Genomic DNA, 19900 nt, shown 5'->3' with positions numbered 1-19900 from the left:
TTTCATTTTTTTAATAACTATTAATTATAAACTACAGATTAACTATTATTCCTCACCCGCAAACTGTAAAAATTCTTCCAACCGCTCCTTTAACTCCTCCTCTATCTCACAATAAGATTCATCAACAAGTTCACCACTTAACTTACTTCCCCAAAACCTTATTGGAAGCGGTACTCCTAAAAAATAACTACAACATTCCCAGATAGGAACTGTATAAAATTCAACCATCTTTCCTTCTTCATCTAATACAGCTATCGAAATTGATGAAGAATATCCTGTTTCAAAAGGATTTTCTTTATCTCTGATGAGTTCTATAAATAATTCCATGTTTTTTTCTATGTACAAATGTGAATAATCTTTAAAAAGTTTAAATGCTATTCTCTCTATTTCCTTCTCCATGCATTGAATGTTCTCTTTTAACTCCAATGTAAAATCTCGTTCTGTATACTTCATCTCCGTCTCCTTACACATAGAAAAAGAGAATACAATAACATATTCTCTTTCCTCACATATACTTCATTATCTCACAGCCCGTCCTTTTCACAAATAACCATTTTGTTCGCACCATTTATGAAATTGTCCTACGTCTACTCCAACTAACACGATATCCTTTAGCTCTACCTCAATGATTTGTTCTCCAATTACAATAGCAAACTGCGATTCTAATTTTGTCTCGTTTTTCTTTACAATTCCAATTCGGTTCCGATGCGGTCCATCTTTTATATATGCTTTTTGTCCTACAATATCAAAGTTCAAGATCTTCACCTCTTTTACTGCGCTCAAATTGGAAATACGATCTCCACCTCGGAAAATTTCCTTTCATTGCACTATTTCTCTATATATATGACGAAACAATAAAAGAGTCCTTCCTTCTTTACAATTATTTTTTCTTTGTTTCATTTTTGTGATTGAAACGTAAAGTTTATAATAAAATACACTTGGAAGCGCTTTCTATGTAATTTTTTATGTTATAATGTATAAGTAGAACTTCGTAAAGAGGGTTAAAAAAAATGAATACAAAAATGATAAAAAAAGTAATTGAAGCATTAAAAGTATATGGCTTTCAGAATGTATCATTCTGTGACAAAACGAAGCAATTTTTATTTCATAACGAAACAGATATTATGAGCGGCTATGCAGAAATAACATATAGTAGTCAATTTGAAAAATTCAACGTACAAATTCATCCTATTGAAACGCATCACCAAGCAGAGTTACAAGAGGTTGAAAGACATATACAAGCCTGTATAAGAAAAGTGGAATATTTAAACGCACTTCTTAGCGGACAAACGAAACTAGATGATAAAATTATTATAATGTAAAAAAAGAACGTGAGGTGATCACGTTCTTTTTTTACATTATACATTCATCTTTTCTTTCAGTTGTAATCCTGTAATAGACTCTAATACATCCATTGCTTCTCCAAATGTCATGTCAAAAATTGTTTTATCTTCTATGTATGGAAATTGTCTGAAACGCTTTTCTAACATTTTCACAGCATCCGACGTAAAGTGTGCACTATCGATGCCAAATTCTGTTTCAAGAAGAACGATCCAATCTAACACATGAAAACCTAATCCATTTACGAATGAAATAAGTTTTTCTTCTGACTGTGAAGATAAGAATACGTGTCGTTCCATCTCACTAAAAAGTTCTTCTCCTAAAATATCAGCTAATTCATCATCATGTTCGCGGTCAATGATTTCTTCATAACCATAATCATCTACAAGCTCCTCAACTTCTTCACTATCTGCAAAAAGTAATTGGCTAAGAAGTGCCTCTTTCTTAAATTCGCTATTTTGTACGACTTCTAAAAAGCTCGTTTCCCATCCATTTTCTAATTTCATATTATGTACTCCTTTATATATGTTTCTTATCATCACTGTACCCAAAAGATCACTTTTATAACCTTTTAGATAGTTACTATTATTTCACATGATTCATAACATAAGATGCAAATTCTGCTGCATCTCCTTCAAAAAAAATCCCCATCTTTAAAACTTATTTGCGTTTAAATGATGGGATGCCTCATGGTCTTCTTTTATTTTTTGTTTTTTATAACTTTCATCAGCTAACATTTCTAGTTCTGCTGTTATTTCTGATTTTTCAAGCTCTCTTTCTTGCGAAAACTTCCTTGAAATATAAACAATAACACTACCAACGTACAACACAAAGCATATAATAAGTGCAGTATTTTCATAGAGACTTAGCTCCAACACAGTCACTCCTAATCCATTCGTATTTTCACGCTTCATTAATTGGAATTTCCCTACTAATCCATTTGCTATTGTAACATAAAAACACCGTTTCTTGGAATCTTTCATCCTACTAAAAGAGGCATGATTGTTTCATCATGCCTCTGAAATATGTTGAATGATTGTTTGAATTGCTTCTTTTCCATTATATTTTTTTAGAGCTGTTCTATACACTTCATTATTTTGATTTAATTCTTCGACATGCCTTATAAGAGATTTCACAGTCACATCTTCTTCATACAATACGGAAGCATATCCTTGTCTCTCAAAAGACTCCGCATTTAGTATTTGATCTCCACGACTTGCAAATTTCGATAGTGGAATTAAAACCATCGGCTTTTGCAATGTTAAAAACTCAAAAATGGCATTAGAGCCCGCACGTGAAATAACAAAATCTGTTATGGCTAATATATCTGGCAGTTCTCCGTGTACATACTCAAATTGTTTATATCCTTCTTTATTTTGTAAACTATCATCAAGATTACCTTTTCCGCAAAGGTGAACAATTTGATATTTTTTCAGAAGTTCTGGTAACGCTTCTCGAACCGTTTCATTAATTTTTTTTGCGCCCAAACTTCCTCCCATGATTGTAATAACTGGCTTTTTACGTGAAAAACCTAAAAATGCTAAACCTTTTTCACGATTTCCCTTTAGTACTTCTTCACGTACAGGAGATCCTGTATAAATTACTTTTTCTTTCGGTAAATGTTTCGCAGCTTCTTCAAATGTAACAAATATTTTTGAAGCGAAACGGAGCGCAATTTTGTTTGCTAGTCCTGGCGTCATATCAGATTCATGTAATAAAACTGGTACCCTGTTTAACCATCCTCCAATTACGACTGGTACAGATACGAAACCACCTTTTGAAAAAATTACATCTGGTTTTAGTTTTCGAATCCTTACATACGCATCCATAACACCCTTCATCACAAGAAAAGGATCTTTTATATTTTTTAAATCAAAATAACGGCGTAGCTTTCCGCTCGCAATACTATAGTACGGAATGCCTTCCTTTTCTATAATCGTTTTCTCAATTCCTTGATGAGAACCAATATAAGAAATATCCCAATTTTGTTCTTGTAAATGTGGAATGATGGCTAAATTAGGTGTTACATGCCCTGCCGAACCGCCACCTGTAAAGACTATTTTTTTCATACGTCTCCCCCTTCTAGACTATAATACACTAAAATATCTTGCCTCGGGGTGAGAAAATACCATAGCCGTTACAGACGCTTCTGGCTCCATCATAAATCCTTCCGTTAATAAAATACCTATTTCCTCTGGATGAATTAAGCGAAATAACTTTTCTTGATCTGCGAGTTCTGGACATGCTGGATAACCGAAGGACACTCGTATCCCTCTATATTTCGTACGGAAGCGTTCTTCCATCGTCAATTCTGGCGAATCTGGAATCCCCCAGCGATCGCGAATGAGCATATGTGTTTTTTCAGCAAGTCCTTCTGCTAGTTCAAGCGCTAACGATTGAATAGCATGACTGCGTAAATAATCACCTTTCGCCTTCCACTCTTCAGCAATGTCACGAACACCTTCTCCAACCGTAACAGATAGGAAAGCAACATAGTCCATCTCATCTCCAACTGGGCGTAAATAGTCACCTAAAGTACGATATGGTGCTTTTCCTTGTCTTGGGAATGTGAAACGCTCTATAACACGCGTATGATCTTCTGGATCATATATTACAATATTCTGTCCGTCGCTTTGCGCTGGGAAAAATTGATACACTGCTTTCGGTTTTAACCAAGATTGTCCTTCCTGCAATAATTCATCTATTAAATCATTTAATTCATGCGCTCTTTTATCTCCCTCTCGCAAAAGTTTCTTCACACTTCCCTTTAGGCCAAGGTGATGTCCAAGCAGCATTTGTCTATTTAGAAATGGCGCGAGATGTGAAACCGGAACATCTCTTAATACAATTCGTTTTGTTGAATCCGGCACGATAACCTCAGCCTTCGGCAATGGCTCAATTACTGCTGGAATTTCTACTTTCTTCTCTTCTTTTGTTACGATATGAAGATGACGTTCTTTTTTATCCTGCTTCATCTTCTCACGCTCTTCTTCTTTTTGAAGCTTATTAATAATATCCAGCCCCGTCATCGCATCACTCGCATAACATACGAGCCCTTTATAAGATGGCGAAATGCGATTATCTGTAAACTTTCTCGTTAACGCTGCCCCGCCTACAACAATTGGAATATCAATATCCGCCGCTTTTAAATCTTCAGCAGTCGTTACCATTTGTTGAGCCGATTTTACTAATAAACCAGAAAGACCTATAATATCAGGCTTCTTTTCTTGTACTTCTTGCACAATTCGATCCGAGCGAACATTAATTCCTAAATTAATAATCTCATATCCGTTATTTGCTAAAATAATTTCAACGAGATTTTTCCCAATATCATGCACATCACCTTTTACAGTTGCTAATAATACTTTCCCTTTTTTCGCACTGTCACTAGATTCCATATGAGGCTCTAAATAACTTACAGCTGCTTTCATACTTTCAGCACTTTGCAGTACTTCAGCAACAATCAATTCATTATTATTAAATAATCGTCCTACCTCATCCATTCCTGTCATAAGCGGACCATTAATAATATCCAAAGGTTTTCTTCCTTCTGTAAGTGCGAGACTTAAATCTTCGTGTAAACCTTGTTTCGTACCTTCTACAATGTAATTTGCGAGCCTTTCATCAAGTGTTAATGTTTCTTGGACAACAACATCTTTCTTTTTTGCCACGCGATAGAAGTTTGTAAATTTCTCCAACGTCTCTTGCGTCGTTTCAAAAAGCAATGCATCTGCAAGGCGTTTTTCTTCATCAGGAATTGACGCATAGCGCTCTAATTTTTCCGTATTTACAATCGCGTAATCTAACCCTGCTTTCGTTGCATGATATAAAAAGACGGAATTTAACACTTCGCGACCAGCTGGTGGTAAACCAAATGATATGTTACTTACACCTAAAATCGTTAAACACTCTGGTAATGCTTCTTTAATAAGGCGAATCCCTTCTATCGTCGCAGCCGCCGAGCCAATATACTCTTCATCACCTGTCCCTACAGGAAATACAAGTGCATCAAAAATAATATCTGATGGGCGTATACCATATTTCGTCGTCAATAACTCATAACTTCTTTTCGCAATTTCTAGTTTTCTTTCCGCACTTACTGCCATTCCATCTTCATCGATTGTTCCAACTACAATTGCAGCACCATATTTACGAAGAAGCGGTGTCACTTTTTTAAATCGCTCTTCTCCATCTTCTAAATTAATTGAATTAATAACAGCTTTCCCTTGAATATAAGTAAGAGCTCGCTCCATCACATGTTCATCTGTTGAGTCAATCATAATCGGTACTTTTAACACTTTCGTAACCTCTGCCAAGAAGTTTTCCATATCTTCTATTTCATCGCGATCCGGGTCTGCCATACAAATATCAATAATATGAGCATTTTTCTTCACTTGCGCTCTAGCGATTTCAGCAGCCTCTTCAAATTTCCCTTCTGCTACTAATCTTTTAAATTTACGTGATCCAATAACATTTGTTCTTTCACCAACAAATAACGGTCTCATAGAGTCATCATATTGCAGTGCCTCTAATCCACTAACCCCATGTCCCGCTCTCTCTTGCTGTTCACGAGGTTTAAGAGACGTTAATGCGGATTTCATTGCTTTTATATGTTCTGGTGTTGTACCACAACAACCACCGATAATATTAACCCATCCTTCTTCTGCAAATCGCTTCACTTTCTCGGCAAGCGAGGATGGAGATTCATGATAATGTCCATCTTCATCAGGAAGACCTGCATTTGGATAACAAGAAATGTAACACTCCGATAAATCAGATAGAGAACGAATATGGTCTCTCATAAACTCCGGACCAGTCGCACAGTTTAATCCAACAGATAATGGCTTCATATGTTCTACCGATAAGTAAAAAGCCTCAATTGTTTGCCCAGCTAGAGTCGTTCCCATCGGTTCAATCGTTCCCGAAATCATGATAGGTACAACTGTATTTAGTTCATCAAAAGCCGCTTGAATTCCAATATAAGCAGCCTTCACGTTACGCATATCTTGACTCGTCTCAACGAGTAATACATCCACTTCTCCTTTCAACAATCCTCTTGCCTGCCGTGTATAAGCTTCAATTAATTCTTCAAACGTTACACCACCAGTAACACTAATCGCTTTCGTTGTCGGTCCCATTGCTCCCGCAACATATACTTCCTTCCCGCTTTCTTCGACTGCTTGCTTCGCTAAACGTGCTGCCTTCTCATTTAGCTCCTCGTCTAAATGAGATAACTCATAATCACTTAGTACAATATTGGTTGCCCCAAATGTATTTGTTTCAATAATATCCGCTCCAGCTTCAATATAGGCTTTATGAATCTTTAAAATAACATCTGGTCTTGTTTCTACTAAATACTCATTACACCCTTCGTACTCCTCTCCTCCGAAATCTTCCGCAGTTAAGTCCTCTTGCTGGATCATTGTTCCCATTGCACCATCTAATAGTAAGATGTTATTTTGTAATTTTTCTTCTATACATTTCATCAATTAATACCTTCTTTCACTTCTTGCTTTTCTCTCACATATTTAACAAGATGTTCTGTAATTTCATATTTTAAAAATGGTGTAATAAGATAAATGCCGTTAAAGTATTTCATCGCCGCATCGATCAATTCTTGAGAAATACAAATCCCTTCCTCAATTGCTGCCTCTTTCGTTTCATGTCCATCCATTCTCTCTCTTACTGCTTCAGGTAAAGTAATACCGGGCACCTCAAAATGAAGAAAATCTGCATTCCGTTTACTTATTAATGGCATAATTCCAATAAAAATAGGTTGTTCTAAATGCTTTGTCGCTTCATACACTTCTTCAATTAACGCGATATCATAGATTGGCTGCGTTAAGAAATATTCTGCTCCAGCATCTATTTTCCGTTCCATTCGCTTAACCGCTGCTTTTAAATGTCTTACATGCGGGTTAAATGCACCGCCCACAGAAAACCTTGTTGCCGGTCCAATGGATTTCCCTAAAACGGAACGCCCATCGTTCATTTCTTTAATCATTTTAATGAGCTCGATAGAGGACAAATCATATACAGAAGTGGCACCTGGAAAATCACCAACGCGCGCTGGATCTCCAGTTAAAGCTAACACTTCTTCCATGCCTAACGCTGATAATCCTAGTAAATGAGATTGTAGTCCGATGACGTTATGGTCTCTACATGTTAAGTGCGTCAATACCGGAATATCATGCTTCGTTAATAATGCTCCCATTGCCATATTCGAGATACGGGGCGATGCTAATGAATTATCTGCTAGAGTAATAGCATCTGCTCCAGCTCTTTTCAATGCTCTTGCACCTTCAAAAAACCGCTGCGTATCTAACGTTTTTGGTGGATCTAATTCCACTACTACGGTCGTTTGTTTTTTTGCTTTCTCTGCTAAAGTGACATGAGCTTTTGAACGTTTCTCATGTGTATGAACTACTTTCGGTCTTTGAACCGTATCCTTTTCTATTACAGGCGTAACATTTAGAGTAGCACGTTTCATACTTTCAATATGTTCTGGAGTCGTGCCACAACAACCGCCCAATAACCGAATACCTTGCTCAATAAATTTCGGTGTCATCGCTTCAAAATAAGCTGGACTTCCCTCATATACGTATCGTCCCTCTACATAATTTGGGAGACCTGCATTTGGATATGCTGACAAGTAACCATTTTTCGGAATCGATATCATTTTAAAAGCTTCCGTCATATGAAGTGGCCCTAGTTGGCAGTTCAATCCAACAACATTTGCACCGTAATCTAAAAGTTGTTTTAATATTTCATTTACATCATTTCCATTTTGAGTCGTACCCGCCTCATGTAACGCCAATTGCGCTACAATTGGAATATTTGTTTCTTTTCGTAACACCTGGACAGCATGAAGTAATTCAAACTCATCATAAAAAGTCTCTAATAGCAGTCCATCAACCTGTTCTTCTAATAATGCACTTGCCTGTTCCAGTAACATAAATTCTCGCTCCATATCAGTTGTCGTAACCGCCCCGATATGTTTCATACCACCAATTGTGCCTAAAATTGCATTTCTGTCTGTAACAGATGCTTTCGCCAGTTTTACTGCCGCTCTATTAATTTCAGTAACTTGATTTTCTAATCCATACATACGTAATTTCGCTTCATTTGCTCCGTACGTATTTGTTTGAATCACATCTGCCCCAGCCGCTACATATTGCTTATGAATCGATACAATTAAATCTGGATCAGATATATTCAATTCTTCAAAACTACTTTGCAAACCATGTGAATGTAATAACGTCCCAACCGCACCATCACCTATTACAATTCCTTTTGATAATAAATCTAGTAATTTCACAAATCTCCCTCATTTCTATCAATATAAAAACCCCCTCTTCACTTTGAAGAGGGGGACATAATCGATCCTCCTCTTATTATGCAAAACATTCGTTTTGCAGGTATTAGCACCGTTTCAAACATTTCGTTTGAAGGTTGCCGGGTTTCACAGGGCCTTTCCCTCCACCGCTCTCAATAAGAGTTTGTCTTTATTATTTTATTTATGTAGCTAAAAGGAAATGCGTTCCCCTTTTAACAATGTTTGTTAATTTTTTTATAAATTTAGCACGCACAAATACAAAAGTCAATGACACTTGCGGAAAAATAAAAATTATTTAAAATAAAGTTGCAATTCAATTATCTTTTGTTGTAAAGTTAAAAACATAATAAAATTTCATACGAACATTCTTATCTAGAGAGGTAGAGGGACTGGCCCTATGACGCCTCAGCAACCATTAACATTTGTTAATAAGGTGCTAATTCCAGCAAATTGTGAAAGATTTGACAGATGAGAAGAAGACTCTATTCAAACCGAAAGCCTTCTTCTTAGAAGGCTTTTTTATTTTATATTCAACTAATGGTTCAATTTAAAAAGGAGGAATTTTCACATGTCAACTATCGAAACAAAATTAGCGCAAATCGGAAACCGGAGTGAAACTACAACAGGAACTGTTAATCCACCTGTTTATTTTTCAACTGCTTATCGTCACGAAGGAATCGGTAAATCTACTGGATTTGATTATTCACGAACTGGAAATCCAACGCGCGGCCTATTAGAACAGGCAATCGCAGACTTAGAATGCGGTGAACAAGGTTATGCCTGTAGTTCAGGGATGGCAGCCGTTCTTCTTGTCCTTTCCCTATTCCGCTCTGGAGACGAACTTATTGTTTCTGAAGATTTATACGGTGGCACTTATCGATTATTTTCTGAGCACGAAAAAAAGTGGAACGTTCGATGTAGATACGTAAATACACAATCTATTAAACAAATTGAGCAAGCCATCACAACGAAAACGAAGGCTATTTTCATAGAAACTCCAACTAATCCATTAATGCAAGTTACCGATATTGCCGCTGTTGCAACTGTAGCGAAAAGACACGGACTACTTCTTATTGTAGACAACACATTCTACACACCTTATATACAGCAGCCATTAACAGAAGGTGCCGATATTGTACTTCATAGCGCAACGAAATATTTAGGTGGTCATAACGATGTACTAAGCGGACTTGTCGTTGCAAAAGGAAAGGAACTTTGTGAGGAAATCGCTCATTATCATAATGCCTCTGGTGCGGTCTTAAGTCCATTTGACTCATGGCTATTAATCCGTGGTATGAAAACGTTAGCGCTTCGCATGAGACAACATGAAGAAAATGCAAAAGCAGTTGTTGCTTATTTAAATGATGAGGATGGGGTGACAGATGTATTTTATCCTGGAAGAGGCGGCATGATCTCGTTTCGTCTGAAAGATGAAACATGGATTAATCCATTCTTACAATCTTTATCCTTAATTACATTTGCCGAAAGTCTTGGTGGTGTTGAAAGTTTAATGACATATCCAGCAACACAAACACACGCTGATATTCCTGAAGAAATTAGAACAGCAAACGGTGTATGTAATCGTCTTCTTCGATTTTCCGTTGGTATTGAAAATAGTAACGATTTAATTCAAGACTTAAAGCAAGCCATTAAACTTGTAAAAGAAGGTGTAAGAATATGAGTTATTCTATAGATACACTCTTACTGCACAACCAATATAAACATGACTCGCAAACAGGAGCTGTTAACGTTCCCATCTATAACACATCAACATTTCACCAATTTGATGTAGATACGTTCGGGAAATATGACTATAGCAGGTCAGGCAATCCAACTCGTGAAGCTCTTGAAGACATCATTGCTTTATTAGAAGGCGGAACAAAAGGATTTGCCTTCGCATCAGGAATTGCAGCGATTTCTACTGCATTCCTCCTCCTTTCACAAGGTGATCACGTACTCATTTCAGAAGACGTATACGGAGGAACTTATCGAATGATAACTGAAGTTCTCTCCCGTTACGGTGTTTCACATACATTTGTTGATATGACCAATTTAGAAGAAATAAAGCAAAACATTAAGCCAAATACAAAACTCTTTTATGTAGAAACACCTTCCAATCCACTTTTAAAAGTGACAGATATTCGTGCTGTTTCTAAACTTGCAAAATCTATTGGCGCCCTTACTTTTGTTGATAATACATTTTTGACACCACTATTCCAGAAACCACTTGACCTTGGCGCTGATGTCGTTCTTCATAGTGCCACAAAATTCATTGCCGGTCATAGTGATGTTACTGCCGGATTAGCAGTTGTAAAAAATACTGATCTCGCTCAAAAACTTGGCTTTTTACAAAATTCATTCGGCGCTATTCTAGGCCCGCAAGATTGTTCTCTCGTACTTCGTGGTCTAAAAACATTGCATGTACGTCTTGAGCATTCAGCTGCTAATGCCAATAAAATTGCACACTATTTACAAGAGCACGCTAAAGTTCAAAATGTCTATTATCCAGGATTACAAACACATCTTGGATTTAACATTCAACAATCTCAAGCTACATCAGCAGGAGCTGTCCTATCTTTCACTTTACAATCAGAAGACGCACTTCGCCAATTTTTATCAAAAGTAAAATTACCTGTCTTTGCGGTTAGTTTAGGGGCTGTCGAATCGATCCTTTCCTACCCAGCTAAAATGTCACATGCAGCACTATCGCAAGAAGCTCGTGATGAAAGAGGGATTTCAAATTCATTACTTCGGCTATCCGTCGGTCTTGAAAATGTTGACGATTTAATATCCGATTTTGAAAATGCCCTTTCTTATGTAGAAGAGCCTGTAAATGCATAGAGCGAAAAGAAGATATGAAATTAAATTTTCATATCTTCTTTTTATGTTTTCGATTATACTTTTTACTTTTCGTATAGTTCAAAAAAAAAGAAAGAGTACACCCATTTCCAAGTAATGAATTAATTGATATATTAAGAAGTAAAAAAGGGGCAAAAATAATGGATACTTGTGCAGATATTTTAATCGTTATCGATCTACAAAATGGAGTATGTTATAGCGAAGAACATTTATTTGACTTACAAAATTTACTTACAAAAGTAAATAAAAGAATTTCTTCATACAGAAAATCAAATAAACCAATTCTTTTCGTTCAACATTGTGATGATGATTTAGTACCTGAAAAAGAACTTTGGGCTATTCATTCAGATTTAGATGTTCAAAAACAAGATTTTTTTGTAAGAAAAACACATGCCAATTCTTTTTATAACACAAACTTGAAAGAGATTTTAGATCAATTATCTGTACATCGTATTGAATTTTGTGGTGCCCAAACAGAGTACTGTATGGATACCACGATTAAATTTGCCCATGGACTAGGGTACGAAAACTTCATGTTCCAGAAAGCAACCTCTACGTTAAATAATCCATTTATGTCCGCAAAAGAGACAATTGATTTTTATGAAAATATATGGAACCACAGATTTTTAAAATTGATGAAAGATGAAATCTAGAATACATAACTAACATCTTGGTAATTCTAAGATTTATCAGCTATATTCAAACATTTCATTTTCACCATAAAGAAGCTGACTACATTCGGCTTCTTTTCTTTTAACCTGTTTTATATTCTATATATAACATTATAATTCCTTTGTCATATTATTTTAAAAATTTCGTATATTCATTTGAAAGAATAAGAAAATCATGATAAAATTGTGTTACAAATATATCTATATCTTTCAATTTTTAAAACGCATCGAAATTTTCACCCAAAAATGTCATTTTACAAAACCGTGCTAAATTATCTACTTTATTTACATCAGGGTCTCTTTTCTTACAATTTCTTTACTTTAGGAATGTTTTTCTGCAACAACTGTTTTCTTTTCTTTAATTTTTTGGTATGTATAGTATGGTATAACAGCTCACACGGAGGTGGAAAAGAACATGTTAGAAACCTTTCAAAAAGAAATAGAACTATATGAAAGCAATGCAGAATTATTGAAAGTACTTGCTCATCCTGTTCGCTTATGTATTGTAAAAGGATTAATTGAACGCGGTCCAAGCAACGTTTCTACAATGTACACTGGCTTAAACATGCCACAATCTACAATTTCACAGCATTTAGCAAAGTTAAAAAGTGCTAAAATCGTTTCAAGTGAAAGAAAAGGATTGGAAATTTATTACAAAGTAGAAAACGAGACAATTATTCAACTCGTTCGCGTATTATTGGGTTAGGGACTCATAGACAGAAAAAAAGGATGTATTTTATATTTTTCATCTCATATCTTTAATATAAATATATATCATGAGAGGAAATATATGATGCTACATAAGTCGTATTAAAAAACAAGACACAGAACTATGCTGTGTCTTGTTTTTTATATTTTCAAATACCGATCCAAGTGTAACTGTTGCATATGTTTCGTATGTATAACAACATCACATGCACTCCCTAATCCTCCGCTCAAAATCATAGAATGAACTGCACGATTTTGTTTTTGAATTTCAGAAAAAGGATCCCGATCTTGATGATTCGTAAGCAGCTCTAGTATTCCTGCTGCTAACAAAAACTCAGATTGTTTCTTATGCCATACCATATTCATACCTTGCAGGCTAAACATTTCTTTCAGTTCGTCCCAATGAATATGAGTAGTAAGATCCATTTCACCTGGATACGCTAAAGGATTACGAATTAACTTATGCTCATAATATCCTCGTAAACTACCTTCTTGATGTGCAGGATGCATCCATTCTTCTTTTGTATATCCATAATCAACTGTAATACATACACCTCGTTGAAACCATTTCGCAATTTCTTTTATATATTCTTCCATCGCAATCGGCACTTCAAACCGCTGTCCTTCAGCAAGATGAATATTATATTTCAATAAGTATCGGCCAATTGTTTTATGTAATGGCCTACATACTTCTGCAAGTTTCCCTTCCTCTGTGTACGTAACACGTACTTCATACAATATTCCATTTCTCTTCTCAATTACTTCAACAGGAAATGCATCAAATAACTCATTCGAAAAAAGAATCCCTTCAAACGATTCTCCCATTTCATTATGCGATCTATAATATGACACATTAGAAAACGAACAAAGAGTCTTTTGCTGCAATTTTCTATGAAAAGGGCTCATTTCAATCATTGAATAGTTTAAATCAATAAAGGTTTCCGGTGATAATTGCTTCCATTCTTGTAAAACATCATAAGCAAACCTTCCTGTCCCCCCACCAATCTCACAAATATGTGGAGTAACTTCACCATTTTCAACAAGACGAATAAAAAACTTAGCAAAAGTTTTTGCAAACACAGAGGATACGTTGCTACTTGTAAAAAAATCCCCTTGTCTTCCTATTTTTTCACGTTCTTTCATATAATATCCATGTTCCTCTGCATATAATGCGAGGTTCATATATGTACTGTATGAAATTGAATAATCCTTTTCTTTTTCCATCCATTCTTTTAAAATGAGCTCCATCCCCATACTAGCTCCTTACTGTAAAAATGGATTATTTTCTTTTTCAAAACCAATGCTTGTTTCTGGACCATGTCCACATAACACCGCTGTTTCATCAGGTAATACAAATAATTTCTCTTCAATACTTCCAATCAACTCTGCAAAACTTCCACCAGGTAAATCTGTTCTTCCAATACTCATTTGGAATAATACATCTCCAGAAAATACAGCATTCGCCTCTTTACAGTAATAAGAAATACTGCCTGGAGAATGTCCTGGTGTCTCAAAAATTTCAAAGTTAAATGAACCAATTGCTAATGCACCTTCTGCATCAATAATATGATCAGCTGGTTTTGCTGTAATGCTGCGATTCATCATAAAGATTTGAGAACCATTTACAGTTGCATCGCCTAACCAATCTGCTTCTTCTTTATGTACGTACACAGGAATATGAAAAGCGTCTCTTACCGCATCAACAGCACCAATATGATCAAAGTGAGCATGTGTTAATAAAACAGCCAGTGGCTTTAATTGTTCTTCTTGTAAATATGTAACGAGCTTCTCTCCTTCGTGACCAGGATCAAAGATAATACACTCATTTTGCTCATTCGTTAAAATATAAGCATTTGTTTGTAATGGGCCTAACGGCATTTGTATCCATTTCATATGAAAATCTCCTCCAATTATTAAACTTACTTTCAATGATACAACATTTTTTTCTCTTAGGAAAAGAAAGGATGCTATCTCGACAATCATTTTTAAAACATGTACAATATAAAAGAGTAAATATTCCAAAAACTCATATTAAGGAATGGGTAGACAGAGGAGGATATTGTATGGGCCTTGTTATTATTTTTACGCTTGTCACTCTGTTAGCTGTATTTGCTACGCTTAGAACACTTCGCGAAAAGAATTTTCTCGCGGGCGGCTTTGCAATTGCAACTGTACTCGTTTTCGGATGGTTTACAATCATGACTGTTCTATATAACGGGTACCCACCAGCAGCTTAATTCATTTACATGCTCGTCTTCATCAAGATTTCGCACAAAAAGAGGAAGGGTTTCCCCTTCCTCTTTTCATACTTCACAACTTATATCATCTTCGCTTCGTATTTGTGCTTTTTTACAAGCCAAGCTCCTCCGATAACACCTGCATCATTACCAAGTGTTGCAATAGCTAACTTCGTGCTCTTTACAGCACGTGAGAAAGCATATTGCTCAAAATAGCGTTGAATTGGTTCTAAAAGTGCATCTCCAGCTTTAGAAACGCCTCCGCCAATAACGATTTTCTCTGGGTTCAACGTGCTAGAAAGGTTCGCTACAGCTAATCCTAAATAAGAAGCTACCTTTTCTACTACTTCGCCTGCTAGTTCATCACCTTGTCCATGTGCTTCAAATACGTCTTTTGATGTGATACGTCCTTCTTCTGCTAACATAGAACGTAGAATACTTTCTTTATCAGTCTCTTGTATTTTTTGCATAGCAACACGCACAATACCTGTTGCAGATGCTACAGTTTCTAGGCAACCAGACTTCCCGCAATTACATGGGAAAGCATTCTCTGTAACGACTGTAATGTGTCCGATTTCACCAGCAGCACCGCTTACGCCGTGTACAATCTCTCCATTGGCAATTACACCGCCGCCAACACCAGTGCCAAGCGTCATACAAATTAAATCTTTTGCTCCTTCACCAGCACCTTTCCACATTTCACCAAGCGCTGCTAAGTTCGCATCATTATCAATCACAACAGGTAATCCTGTTTCTACTTCTAATAAATCTTTTAACGGATAGTTCTTCCATCCTAAGTTAACCGCTTCATAAATCATTCCAGACGCCACGTGTACAGGGCCAGGAGCTCCCATACCAATACCGATTAACTTACTTTTTAATTCGCCTAACTCTTCTAACTTTTTATCAATAGCTTTCGCTACATCAAGTGTAATATGTTTTCCTTGCTCATTTATATTCGTAGGGATTTCCCACTTATGTAAAATTTCACCGTATACATTAATAAATGCTAATTTAATCGTTGTACCACCAAGGTCAACACCAACTAACCATTTCTCTTCCATGTTACTTACCTACCTTTATCTAATTCTTATTTAGCTCTTTTTGAATTTCTTGCTTCAATAAAAATAAAGCTGTTTGATAGTCTTGTGAATCGATTAGCTGTGATTGATTTAATTCACGCAATTCATCTTGCATTAATTGTAAATCTGCAATTCGATCTCCCGTATAAATAATCGTACCAAATTTCTTTAGCAATTGCTGAATATCATATATAGATAACATTTCATCACCCTCTATGCTCACTTACTATAAAAAATTATAATAAGAAAACGTTCACATATTTTATTATAATCAAGAAGAAAAAGTCTCGTCAATTTTTATTTGTCTATACAAGCCCATTTTTAACCATTGTTCCTTTTTCTGTAATAATTTTTTCTATATTTTTATCAAACGGCTCTATTGGAATATGGTCTACCATTTGAAAACTATAAGCTAATGATAGCGTTTTCCCTTTATAATGCATGAGATAACGATCATAATAGCCACCACCATATCCAATCCGTTCTCCTCGCTCTGTATAAGCTACACCTGGTACAATTTGAAGGTCAATTTCATCTGCATTCACTTCTTCCGTAAGCGCTGGAATTGGCTCACGTAAATTCATATACACTGTTTCCAATTGATCAAAATTACTAATTTGCCTAAAGGACATTGTTCTTGTTTCTTTATTACACTTCGGAACAACAACTTTCTTTCCTTCTTCCCAAGCTTTTTCGATAATAGGATATGTATTCACTTCATTTTCCATTGAAAGAGTGATTCCAATTGTTTTAGCTTCAGCCCACTCTTTTTGTGCATACAACGAAAATGCAATTTGCTCTGATAAAGTTGTATACCGTTCTTTTGATAAAGAATTCATGTGCTCTATTATTTGTTTACGTAAACGTAGTTTCTCTTCTCTCACACATTTTCCCCCTCACAGTGATACTTTGCTCTACGATGATAGTGTATCACTTTTAAGAGAGGAATCGAATAAAAAAAGAAACAGTAGGAAAATATTCCTACTGCTTACTTTGTTTCACGGTGTAACGTAGACTTCTTGTCACGCTTGCAATACTTTTTAAGCTCGATACGCTCAGCGTTGTTACGTTTGTTTTTCTTTGAGATATAGTTACGATCTCCGCATTCTGTACATGCTAGAGTAATATTCACACGCATTCTTATTTCCCTCCAGTACTAATAACTTAAATCAGACTATACTATAATACCACTTTTAAAATAAAAATTCTACACCTTTTGATATTGTCTAATTTTTTCTATAAGATTTTTCATGTTTTCCCTTGCTATTACTGGGTTTCTAGCATGTGAATACACTAAAAATTTCGGTTGTTTTGTGTCAGAAACGATATAAGACCACTCTTTTTCGGTATATTTGAACTGTACTCCTTCAAATATGCCTTCTTCCTTCCTTTCGATATCAGCCAATAATTTCCTCATCACCTTCCCTTTTTCATTCCACGAACATACAACTTCATCACAAAGTAAATAAAGCGGCGGGGATTGCTCTACTATGCTGAGAAAGGTTTTTCCCTGCAATGCTATTAACTCGAATAATTTTCCAATTCGATATAAAATATCTCGCTTCCATCTCGCTTGAAACGATTTTTTTTCATCCTGCGTATAAAATAGAAGATAACATTCTCCTAATTTCAAAGACATTGGGTAAATATTTCCTGCCGATTCCAGTAATAAATCTGGAATATCAATCTCTTCAAAATCCGTCCCTTGGTAAATATTACTATGATTATCATATAACTCGAAATAATTTCCTTGCTCTGAAAACATAAGCGCCATATTTGCTTTACTTGATTTCATTAAAGCTTTCACATGATCCTTTTGTTCACCAGCATAAATCCACGTAACTGTGCATCCGAGTCTTTGCAAAAAGAGCATAAGCAAATGTTGTAACATATCATTTCTCTTATTAATAAGAAGATGGAACTTCTGTTTTTTTATTTTCTCAATATCAATACGCTCTAATACAGCCTCTATATAATTATGTAAAGAAACGTGTACTAGCTTATTCCGCCCCATTTCCTTCTCACATACGTAATAAAACGACTCAGACATATACACTTGTTCTATCGCTTTTTGCTGCTTATACGTTAACTGTGCCCCATCCTTACCATACAACTTTATAACAATCTCTTTTTCTTTTTCCGCTTGAATGAAAACCCCGCCCGCACATTGCAAATCTTGAATGCTGTACTGAAAAAGTGATTCGTTCATTTCTTTGCATTCCATCGTATGAATCCCAATACCATGAATTGCATGAAGAAAAAGATTTTTATAAGAAGTCGTTTCTATATGTTCTTGACTCCCGATTAATATACTTTCCCCTTTTGTAAAAAGAGATCCGTACGCCATCGCAACCTTTACAATAAATTGAGGCGTAATCTCCACATTACCTCTTCCTACAATGCGGCTTTTTTGCAACCATCCTGCACTCTTCTCACTTTCTTGAACACCAGCCGATCCTACTACCGAATGACTATCAATCGCCTTATATGGCCATAGTTTTCCCTTTTGCTTAATTACCGTACTTTTCCCTATATGACAATGGTCCGCTACAATGCTTTTTTGAAACAATGTAACATCATCTTCCACCATTGTATGTTCTCCTATTGTCGTTTCTAGTAACTCACAATATTTCCCAATGTGCACATTTGCAAAAACAATACTCTTTTGAAGATGAGAATAACTTGAAACAACACTATTTTTCCCGATAATAGAGTATGGCTCAATTACAGATCCAGCACCAATTCTTACTCCTTCACCAATAAAAGAAGGACCGTGAATTTTCGTTCCTTTTCCAATCGTTACCCCTTCTCCCATCCATACCATCGGTAATACTTCCGTATACGGGATAGGTACTTGCAATTTTTTCGTTAACAAATCAAATTGTGCTTGTCGATATTGATCAAATGTACCGATATCTAACCAGTAACCTTCTGACAAATATGCAAATAATGCGTTCTTATTTGCCAATAACGGAAACACATCTTGACTAAAATCAAAAAATTCTCGGGGCGGTATGTAAGAAAAAATTTCTGGCTCCATAATATATATACCTGTATTCACAATATTAGAGACTACTTCATTCCAACTCGGTTTTTCTATGTATCGTGTAACCTCTTGTTCTTTGTTCATTACAACTAAACCAAATGAGAGTGGATTTTCTACTTCCTTTACAAACATAGTTACCATTCTTTTCTTTTGTTTATGAAACGTAATTCCTTCTGATAATTGAAAATCAGTTAACGCATCCCCACTTATGACAACAAACGGTTCATCCAAAAATTTTTCCGCTTGTTTAATACTCCCTGCAGTTCCAAGCGGTGGAGAGTCTTCAAAGTAGTACAAGTTAACACCCCATTTGCTACCGTCACCAAAATATTGCTTAATAGCTGTACTCATATACTGAACAGTAATTGCAATCTCACGTATACCATGCTGACGCAATAATTCAATGTTGTATTCTAAAACTGGCTTTTCTAATAATGGCAACATCGGCTTTGGAGTATTACATGTTAATGGTCTAAGGCGTCGTCCTTTTCCTCCAGCTAAAATAACCCCCTTCATATACTTCAGCCTCCACTTATATAATGTTCAGTAACTTCATATACGATATGTATATTATCTACCCAGCATTAACTAGCAGTATAAAATAAAGTGAAACTTTAATC

General features: G+C 35.8%; 20 protein-coding genes and 2 riboswitches. Of the genes, 6 read left to right on the top strand and 14 right to left on the bottom strand.

Going from position 1 to position 19900, the window contains the following annotated elements; genetic code table 11:
• Positions 1 to 45 precede the first annotated feature (45 nt).
• Both QCI47_RS06295 and QCI47_RS06290 read right to left on the bottom strand, forming a co-directional pair.
• Complete coding sequence (locus QCI47_RS06295; RefSeq protein WP_000877912.1) at positions 46 to 453, bottom strand: hypothetical protein; 408 nt, start codon at positions 451 to 453, stop codon at positions 46 to 48.
• A gap of 87 nt (positions 454 to 540) precedes the next feature.
• Positions 541 to 756 (bottom strand): DUF3912 family protein, encoded by a 216-nt coding sequence (locus tag QCI47_RS06290; protein WP_001008331.1) that lies wholly within the window; start codon positions 754 to 756, stop codon positions 541 to 543.
• Positions 757 to 1010: 254 nt separating this feature from the next.
• Between QCI47_RS06290 and QCI47_RS06285 the strand changes: the two genes are divergently transcribed.
• The gene (locus tag QCI47_RS06285; protein WP_001093243.1) at positions 1011 to 1322 is read left to right on the top strand and encodes a hypothetical protein; all 312 of its coding nucleotides are present in this window, start codon (positions 1011 to 1013) and stop codon (positions 1320 to 1322) included.
• 36 nt (positions 1323 to 1358) lie between these two features.
• Here QCI47_RS06285 and QCI47_RS06280 read toward each other — a convergent pair whose 3' ends face one another.
• From QCI47_RS06280 to QCI47_RS06260, 5 genes are all read right to left on the bottom strand, one after another.
• The gene (locus QCI47_RS06280; protein WP_000764271.1) at positions 1359 to 1847 is read right to left on the bottom strand and encodes a hypothetical protein; all 489 of its coding nucleotides are present in this window, start codon (positions 1845 to 1847) and stop codon (positions 1359 to 1361) included.
• 147 nt (positions 1848 to 1994) lie between these two features.
• Positions 1995 to 2255 (bottom strand): DUF3966 domain-containing protein, encoded by a 261-nt coding sequence (locus QCI47_RS06275; RefSeq protein WP_000817964.1) that lies wholly within the window; start codon positions 2253 to 2255, stop codon positions 1995 to 1997.
• Between the two features lie 96 nt (positions 2256 to 2351).
• A complete protein-coding gene (gene murG / locus QCI47_RS06270; RefSeq protein WP_071741837.1) occupies positions 2352 to 3410 on the bottom strand; it encodes an undecaprenyldiphospho-muramoylpentapeptide beta-N-acetylglucosaminyltransferase in 1059 nt (352 codons plus the stop codon).
• 18 nt (positions 3411 to 3428) lie between these two features.
• Entirely contained in the window at positions 3429 to 6827 is a 3399-nt protein-coding gene (gene metH / locus QCI47_RS06265) for a methionine synthase (RefSeq protein WP_309422256.1), read from the bottom strand.
• Positions 6827 to 8659 (bottom strand): bifunctional homocysteine S-methyltransferase/methylenetetrahydrofolate reductase, encoded by a 1833-nt coding sequence (locus tag QCI47_RS06260; protein ID WP_353811721.1) that lies wholly within the window; start codon positions 8657 to 8659, stop codon positions 6827 to 6829. The genes metH and QCI47_RS06260 overlap by 1 nt, the downstream gene beginning before the upstream one ends.
• A gap of 70 nt (positions 8660 to 8729) precedes the next feature.
• Positions 8730 to 8839: riboswitch (SAM riboswitch) on the bottom strand.
• A gap of 203 nt (positions 8840 to 9042) precedes the next feature.
• A riboswitch (SAM riboswitch) is annotated at positions 9043 to 9152 on the top strand.
• Positions 9153 to 9245: 93 nt separating this feature from the next.
• Here QCI47_RS06260 and metI point away from each other — a divergent pair.
• From metI to QCI47_RS06240, 4 genes are all read left to right on the top strand, one after another.
• Positions 9246 to 10358, top strand: a complete 1113-nt coding sequence (gene metI / locus QCI47_RS06255; protein ID WP_000103875.1) for a cystathionine gamma-synthase/O-acetylhomoserine thiolyase — start codon at positions 9246 to 9248, stop codon at positions 10356 to 10358.
• Positions 10355 to 11518 carry a cystathionine beta-lyase gene (gene metC / locus QCI47_RS06250; protein ID WP_061132154.1) on the top strand — a complete coding sequence of 388 codons (1164 nt, stop codon included), beginning with the start codon at positions 10355 to 10357 and terminating at the stop codon, positions 11516 to 11518. Before metI ends, metC begins: the two co-directional genes overlap by 4 nt.
• A gap of 158 nt (positions 11519 to 11676) precedes the next feature.
• A complete protein-coding gene (locus QCI47_RS06245) occupies positions 11677 to 12189 on the top strand; it encodes a cysteine hydrolase family protein (protein WP_000379161.1) in 513 nt (170 codons plus the stop codon).
• Positions 12190 to 12622: 433 nt separating this feature from the next.
• Positions 12623 to 12913, top strand: coding sequence for an ArsR/SmtB family transcription factor (locus QCI47_RS06240; protein WP_000894375.1), 291 nt, complete (start codon positions 12623 to 12625; stop codon positions 12911 to 12913).
• A gap of 143 nt (positions 12914 to 13056) precedes the next feature.
• Here QCI47_RS06240 and QCI47_RS06235 read toward each other — a convergent pair whose 3' ends face one another.
• Positions 13057 to 14169 carry a class I SAM-dependent methyltransferase gene (locus QCI47_RS06235; RefSeq protein WP_061132153.1) on the bottom strand — a complete coding sequence of 371 codons (1113 nt, stop codon included), beginning with the start codon at positions 14167 to 14169 and terminating at the stop codon, positions 13057 to 13059.
• Between the two features lie 9 nt (positions 14170 to 14178).
• Positions 14179 to 14808: an MBL fold metallo-hydrolase gene (locus QCI47_RS06230; RefSeq protein WP_000871248.1), complete on the bottom strand. Its 630-nt coding sequence runs from the start codon at positions 14806 to 14808 to the stop codon at positions 14179 to 14181.
• A 170-nt stretch (positions 14809 to 14978) separates the two neighbouring features.
• Between QCI47_RS06230 and QCI47_RS06225 the strand changes: the two genes are divergently transcribed.
• Positions 14979 to 15152: a DUF2759 domain-containing protein gene (locus QCI47_RS06225; RefSeq protein ID WP_000524853.1), complete on the top strand. Its 174-nt coding sequence runs from the start codon at positions 14979 to 14981 to the stop codon at positions 15150 to 15152.
• Positions 15153 to 15232: 80 nt separating this feature from the next.
• On the opposite strand, the gene glcK is transcribed toward QCI47_RS06225, so the two are convergent.
• From glcK to QCI47_RS06200, 5 genes are all read right to left on the bottom strand, one after another.
• A complete protein-coding gene (gene glcK / locus QCI47_RS06220; protein WP_061132152.1) occupies positions 15233 to 16216 on the bottom strand; it encodes a glucokinase in 984 nt (327 codons plus the stop codon).
• A gap of 19 nt (positions 16217 to 16235) precedes the next feature.
• A complete protein-coding gene (locus QCI47_RS06215; protein WP_000949156.1) occupies positions 16236 to 16436 on the bottom strand; it encodes a YqgQ family protein in 201 nt (66 codons plus the stop codon).
• Between the two features lie 103 nt (positions 16437 to 16539).
• Positions 16540 to 17118, bottom strand: coding sequence for a 5-formyltetrahydrofolate cyclo-ligase (locus tag QCI47_RS06210; protein ID WP_061132151.1), 579 nt, complete (start codon positions 17116 to 17118; stop codon positions 16540 to 16542).
• A 104-nt stretch (positions 17119 to 17222) separates the two neighbouring features.
• Entirely contained in the window at positions 17223 to 17372 is a 150-nt protein-coding gene (rpmG, locus tag QCI47_RS06205) for a 50S ribosomal protein L33 (RefSeq protein ID WP_001265616.1), read from the bottom strand.
• A 69-nt stretch (positions 17373 to 17441) separates the two neighbouring features.
• On the bottom strand, positions 17442 to 19796 hold the full coding sequence (locus QCI47_RS06200; RefSeq protein ID WP_270691439.1) for a sugar phosphate nucleotidyltransferase: 2355 nt from the start codon (positions 19794 to 19796) through the stop codon (positions 17442 to 17444).
• Positions 19797 to 19900: the final 104 nt, after the last annotated feature.

It is taken from the genome of Bacillus cereus group sp. RP29 (assembly GCF_040459765.1).
Lineage (GTDB): Bacteria > Bacillota > Bacilli > Bacillales > Bacillaceae_G > Bacillus_A > Bacillus_A paranthracis.
The sequence above is the reverse complement of the archived record's forward strand: the minus strand, read 5'-3'. Positions and strand labels throughout refer to the sequence as shown.

Excerpts from the sequence above, each read along its gene's own strand:
- QCI47_RS06295 (WP_000877912.1), bottom strand. The coding sequence starts at position 453 with ATGAAGTATACAGAACGAGATTTTACATTGGAGTTAAAAGAGAACATT.
- QCI47_RS06285 (WP_001093243.1), top strand. The coding sequence starts at position 1,011 with ATGAATACAAAAATGATAAAAAAAGTAATTGAAGCATTAAAAGTATAT.
- QCI47_RS06280 (WP_000764271.1), bottom strand. The coding sequence starts at position 1,847 with ATGAAATTAGAAAATGGATGGGAAACGAGCTTTTTAGAAGTCGTACAA.
- QCI47_RS06275 (WP_000817964.1), bottom strand. The coding sequence starts at position 2,255 with ATGAAGCGTGAAAATACGAATGGATTAGGAGTGACTGTGTTGGAGCTA.
- murG (WP_071741837.1), bottom strand. The coding sequence starts at position 3,410 with ATGAAAAAAATAGTCTTTACAGGTGGCGGTTCGGCAGGGCATGTAACA.
- metH (WP_309422256.1), bottom strand. The coding sequence starts at position 6,827 with ATGAAATGTATAGAAGAAAAATTACAAAATAACATCTTACTATTAGAT.
- metI (WP_000103875.1), top strand. The coding sequence starts at position 9,246 with ATGTCAACTATCGAAACAAAATTAGCGCAAATCGGAAACCGGAGTGAA.
- metC (WP_061132154.1), top strand. The coding sequence starts at position 10,355 with ATGAGTTATTCTATAGATACACTCTTACTGCACAACCAATATAAACAT.
- QCI47_RS06245 (WP_000379161.1), top strand. The coding sequence starts at position 11,677 with ATGGATACTTGTGCAGATATTTTAATCGTTATCGATCTACAAAATGGA.
- QCI47_RS06240 (WP_000894375.1), top strand. The coding sequence starts at position 12,623 with ATGTTAGAAACCTTTCAAAAAGAAATAGAACTATATGAAAGCAATGCA.
- QCI47_RS06235 (WP_061132153.1), bottom strand. The coding sequence starts at position 14,169 with ATGGGGATGGAGCTCATTTTAAAAGAATGGATGGAAAAAGAAAAGGAT.
- QCI47_RS06230 (WP_000871248.1), bottom strand. The coding sequence starts at position 14,808 with ATGAAATGGATACAAATGCCGTTAGGCCCATTACAAACAAATGCTTAT.
- QCI47_RS06225 (WP_000524853.1), top strand. The coding sequence starts at position 14,979 with ATGGGCCTTGTTATTATTTTTACGCTTGTCACTCTGTTAGCTGTATTT.
- glcK (WP_061132152.1), bottom strand. The coding sequence starts at position 16,216 with ATGGAAGAGAAATGGTTAGTTGGTGTTGACCTTGGTGGTACAACGATT.
- QCI47_RS06215 (WP_000949156.1), bottom strand. The coding sequence starts at position 16,436 with ATGTTATCTATATATGATATTCAGCAATTGCTAAAGAAATTTGGTACG.
- rpmG (WP_001265616.1), bottom strand. The coding sequence starts at position 17,372 with ATGCGTGTGAATATTACTCTAGCATGTACAGAATGCGGAGATCGTAAC.
- QCI47_RS06200 (WP_270691439.1), bottom strand. The coding sequence starts at position 19,796 with ATGAAGGGGGTTATTTTAGCTGGAGGAAAAGGACGACGCCTTAGACCA.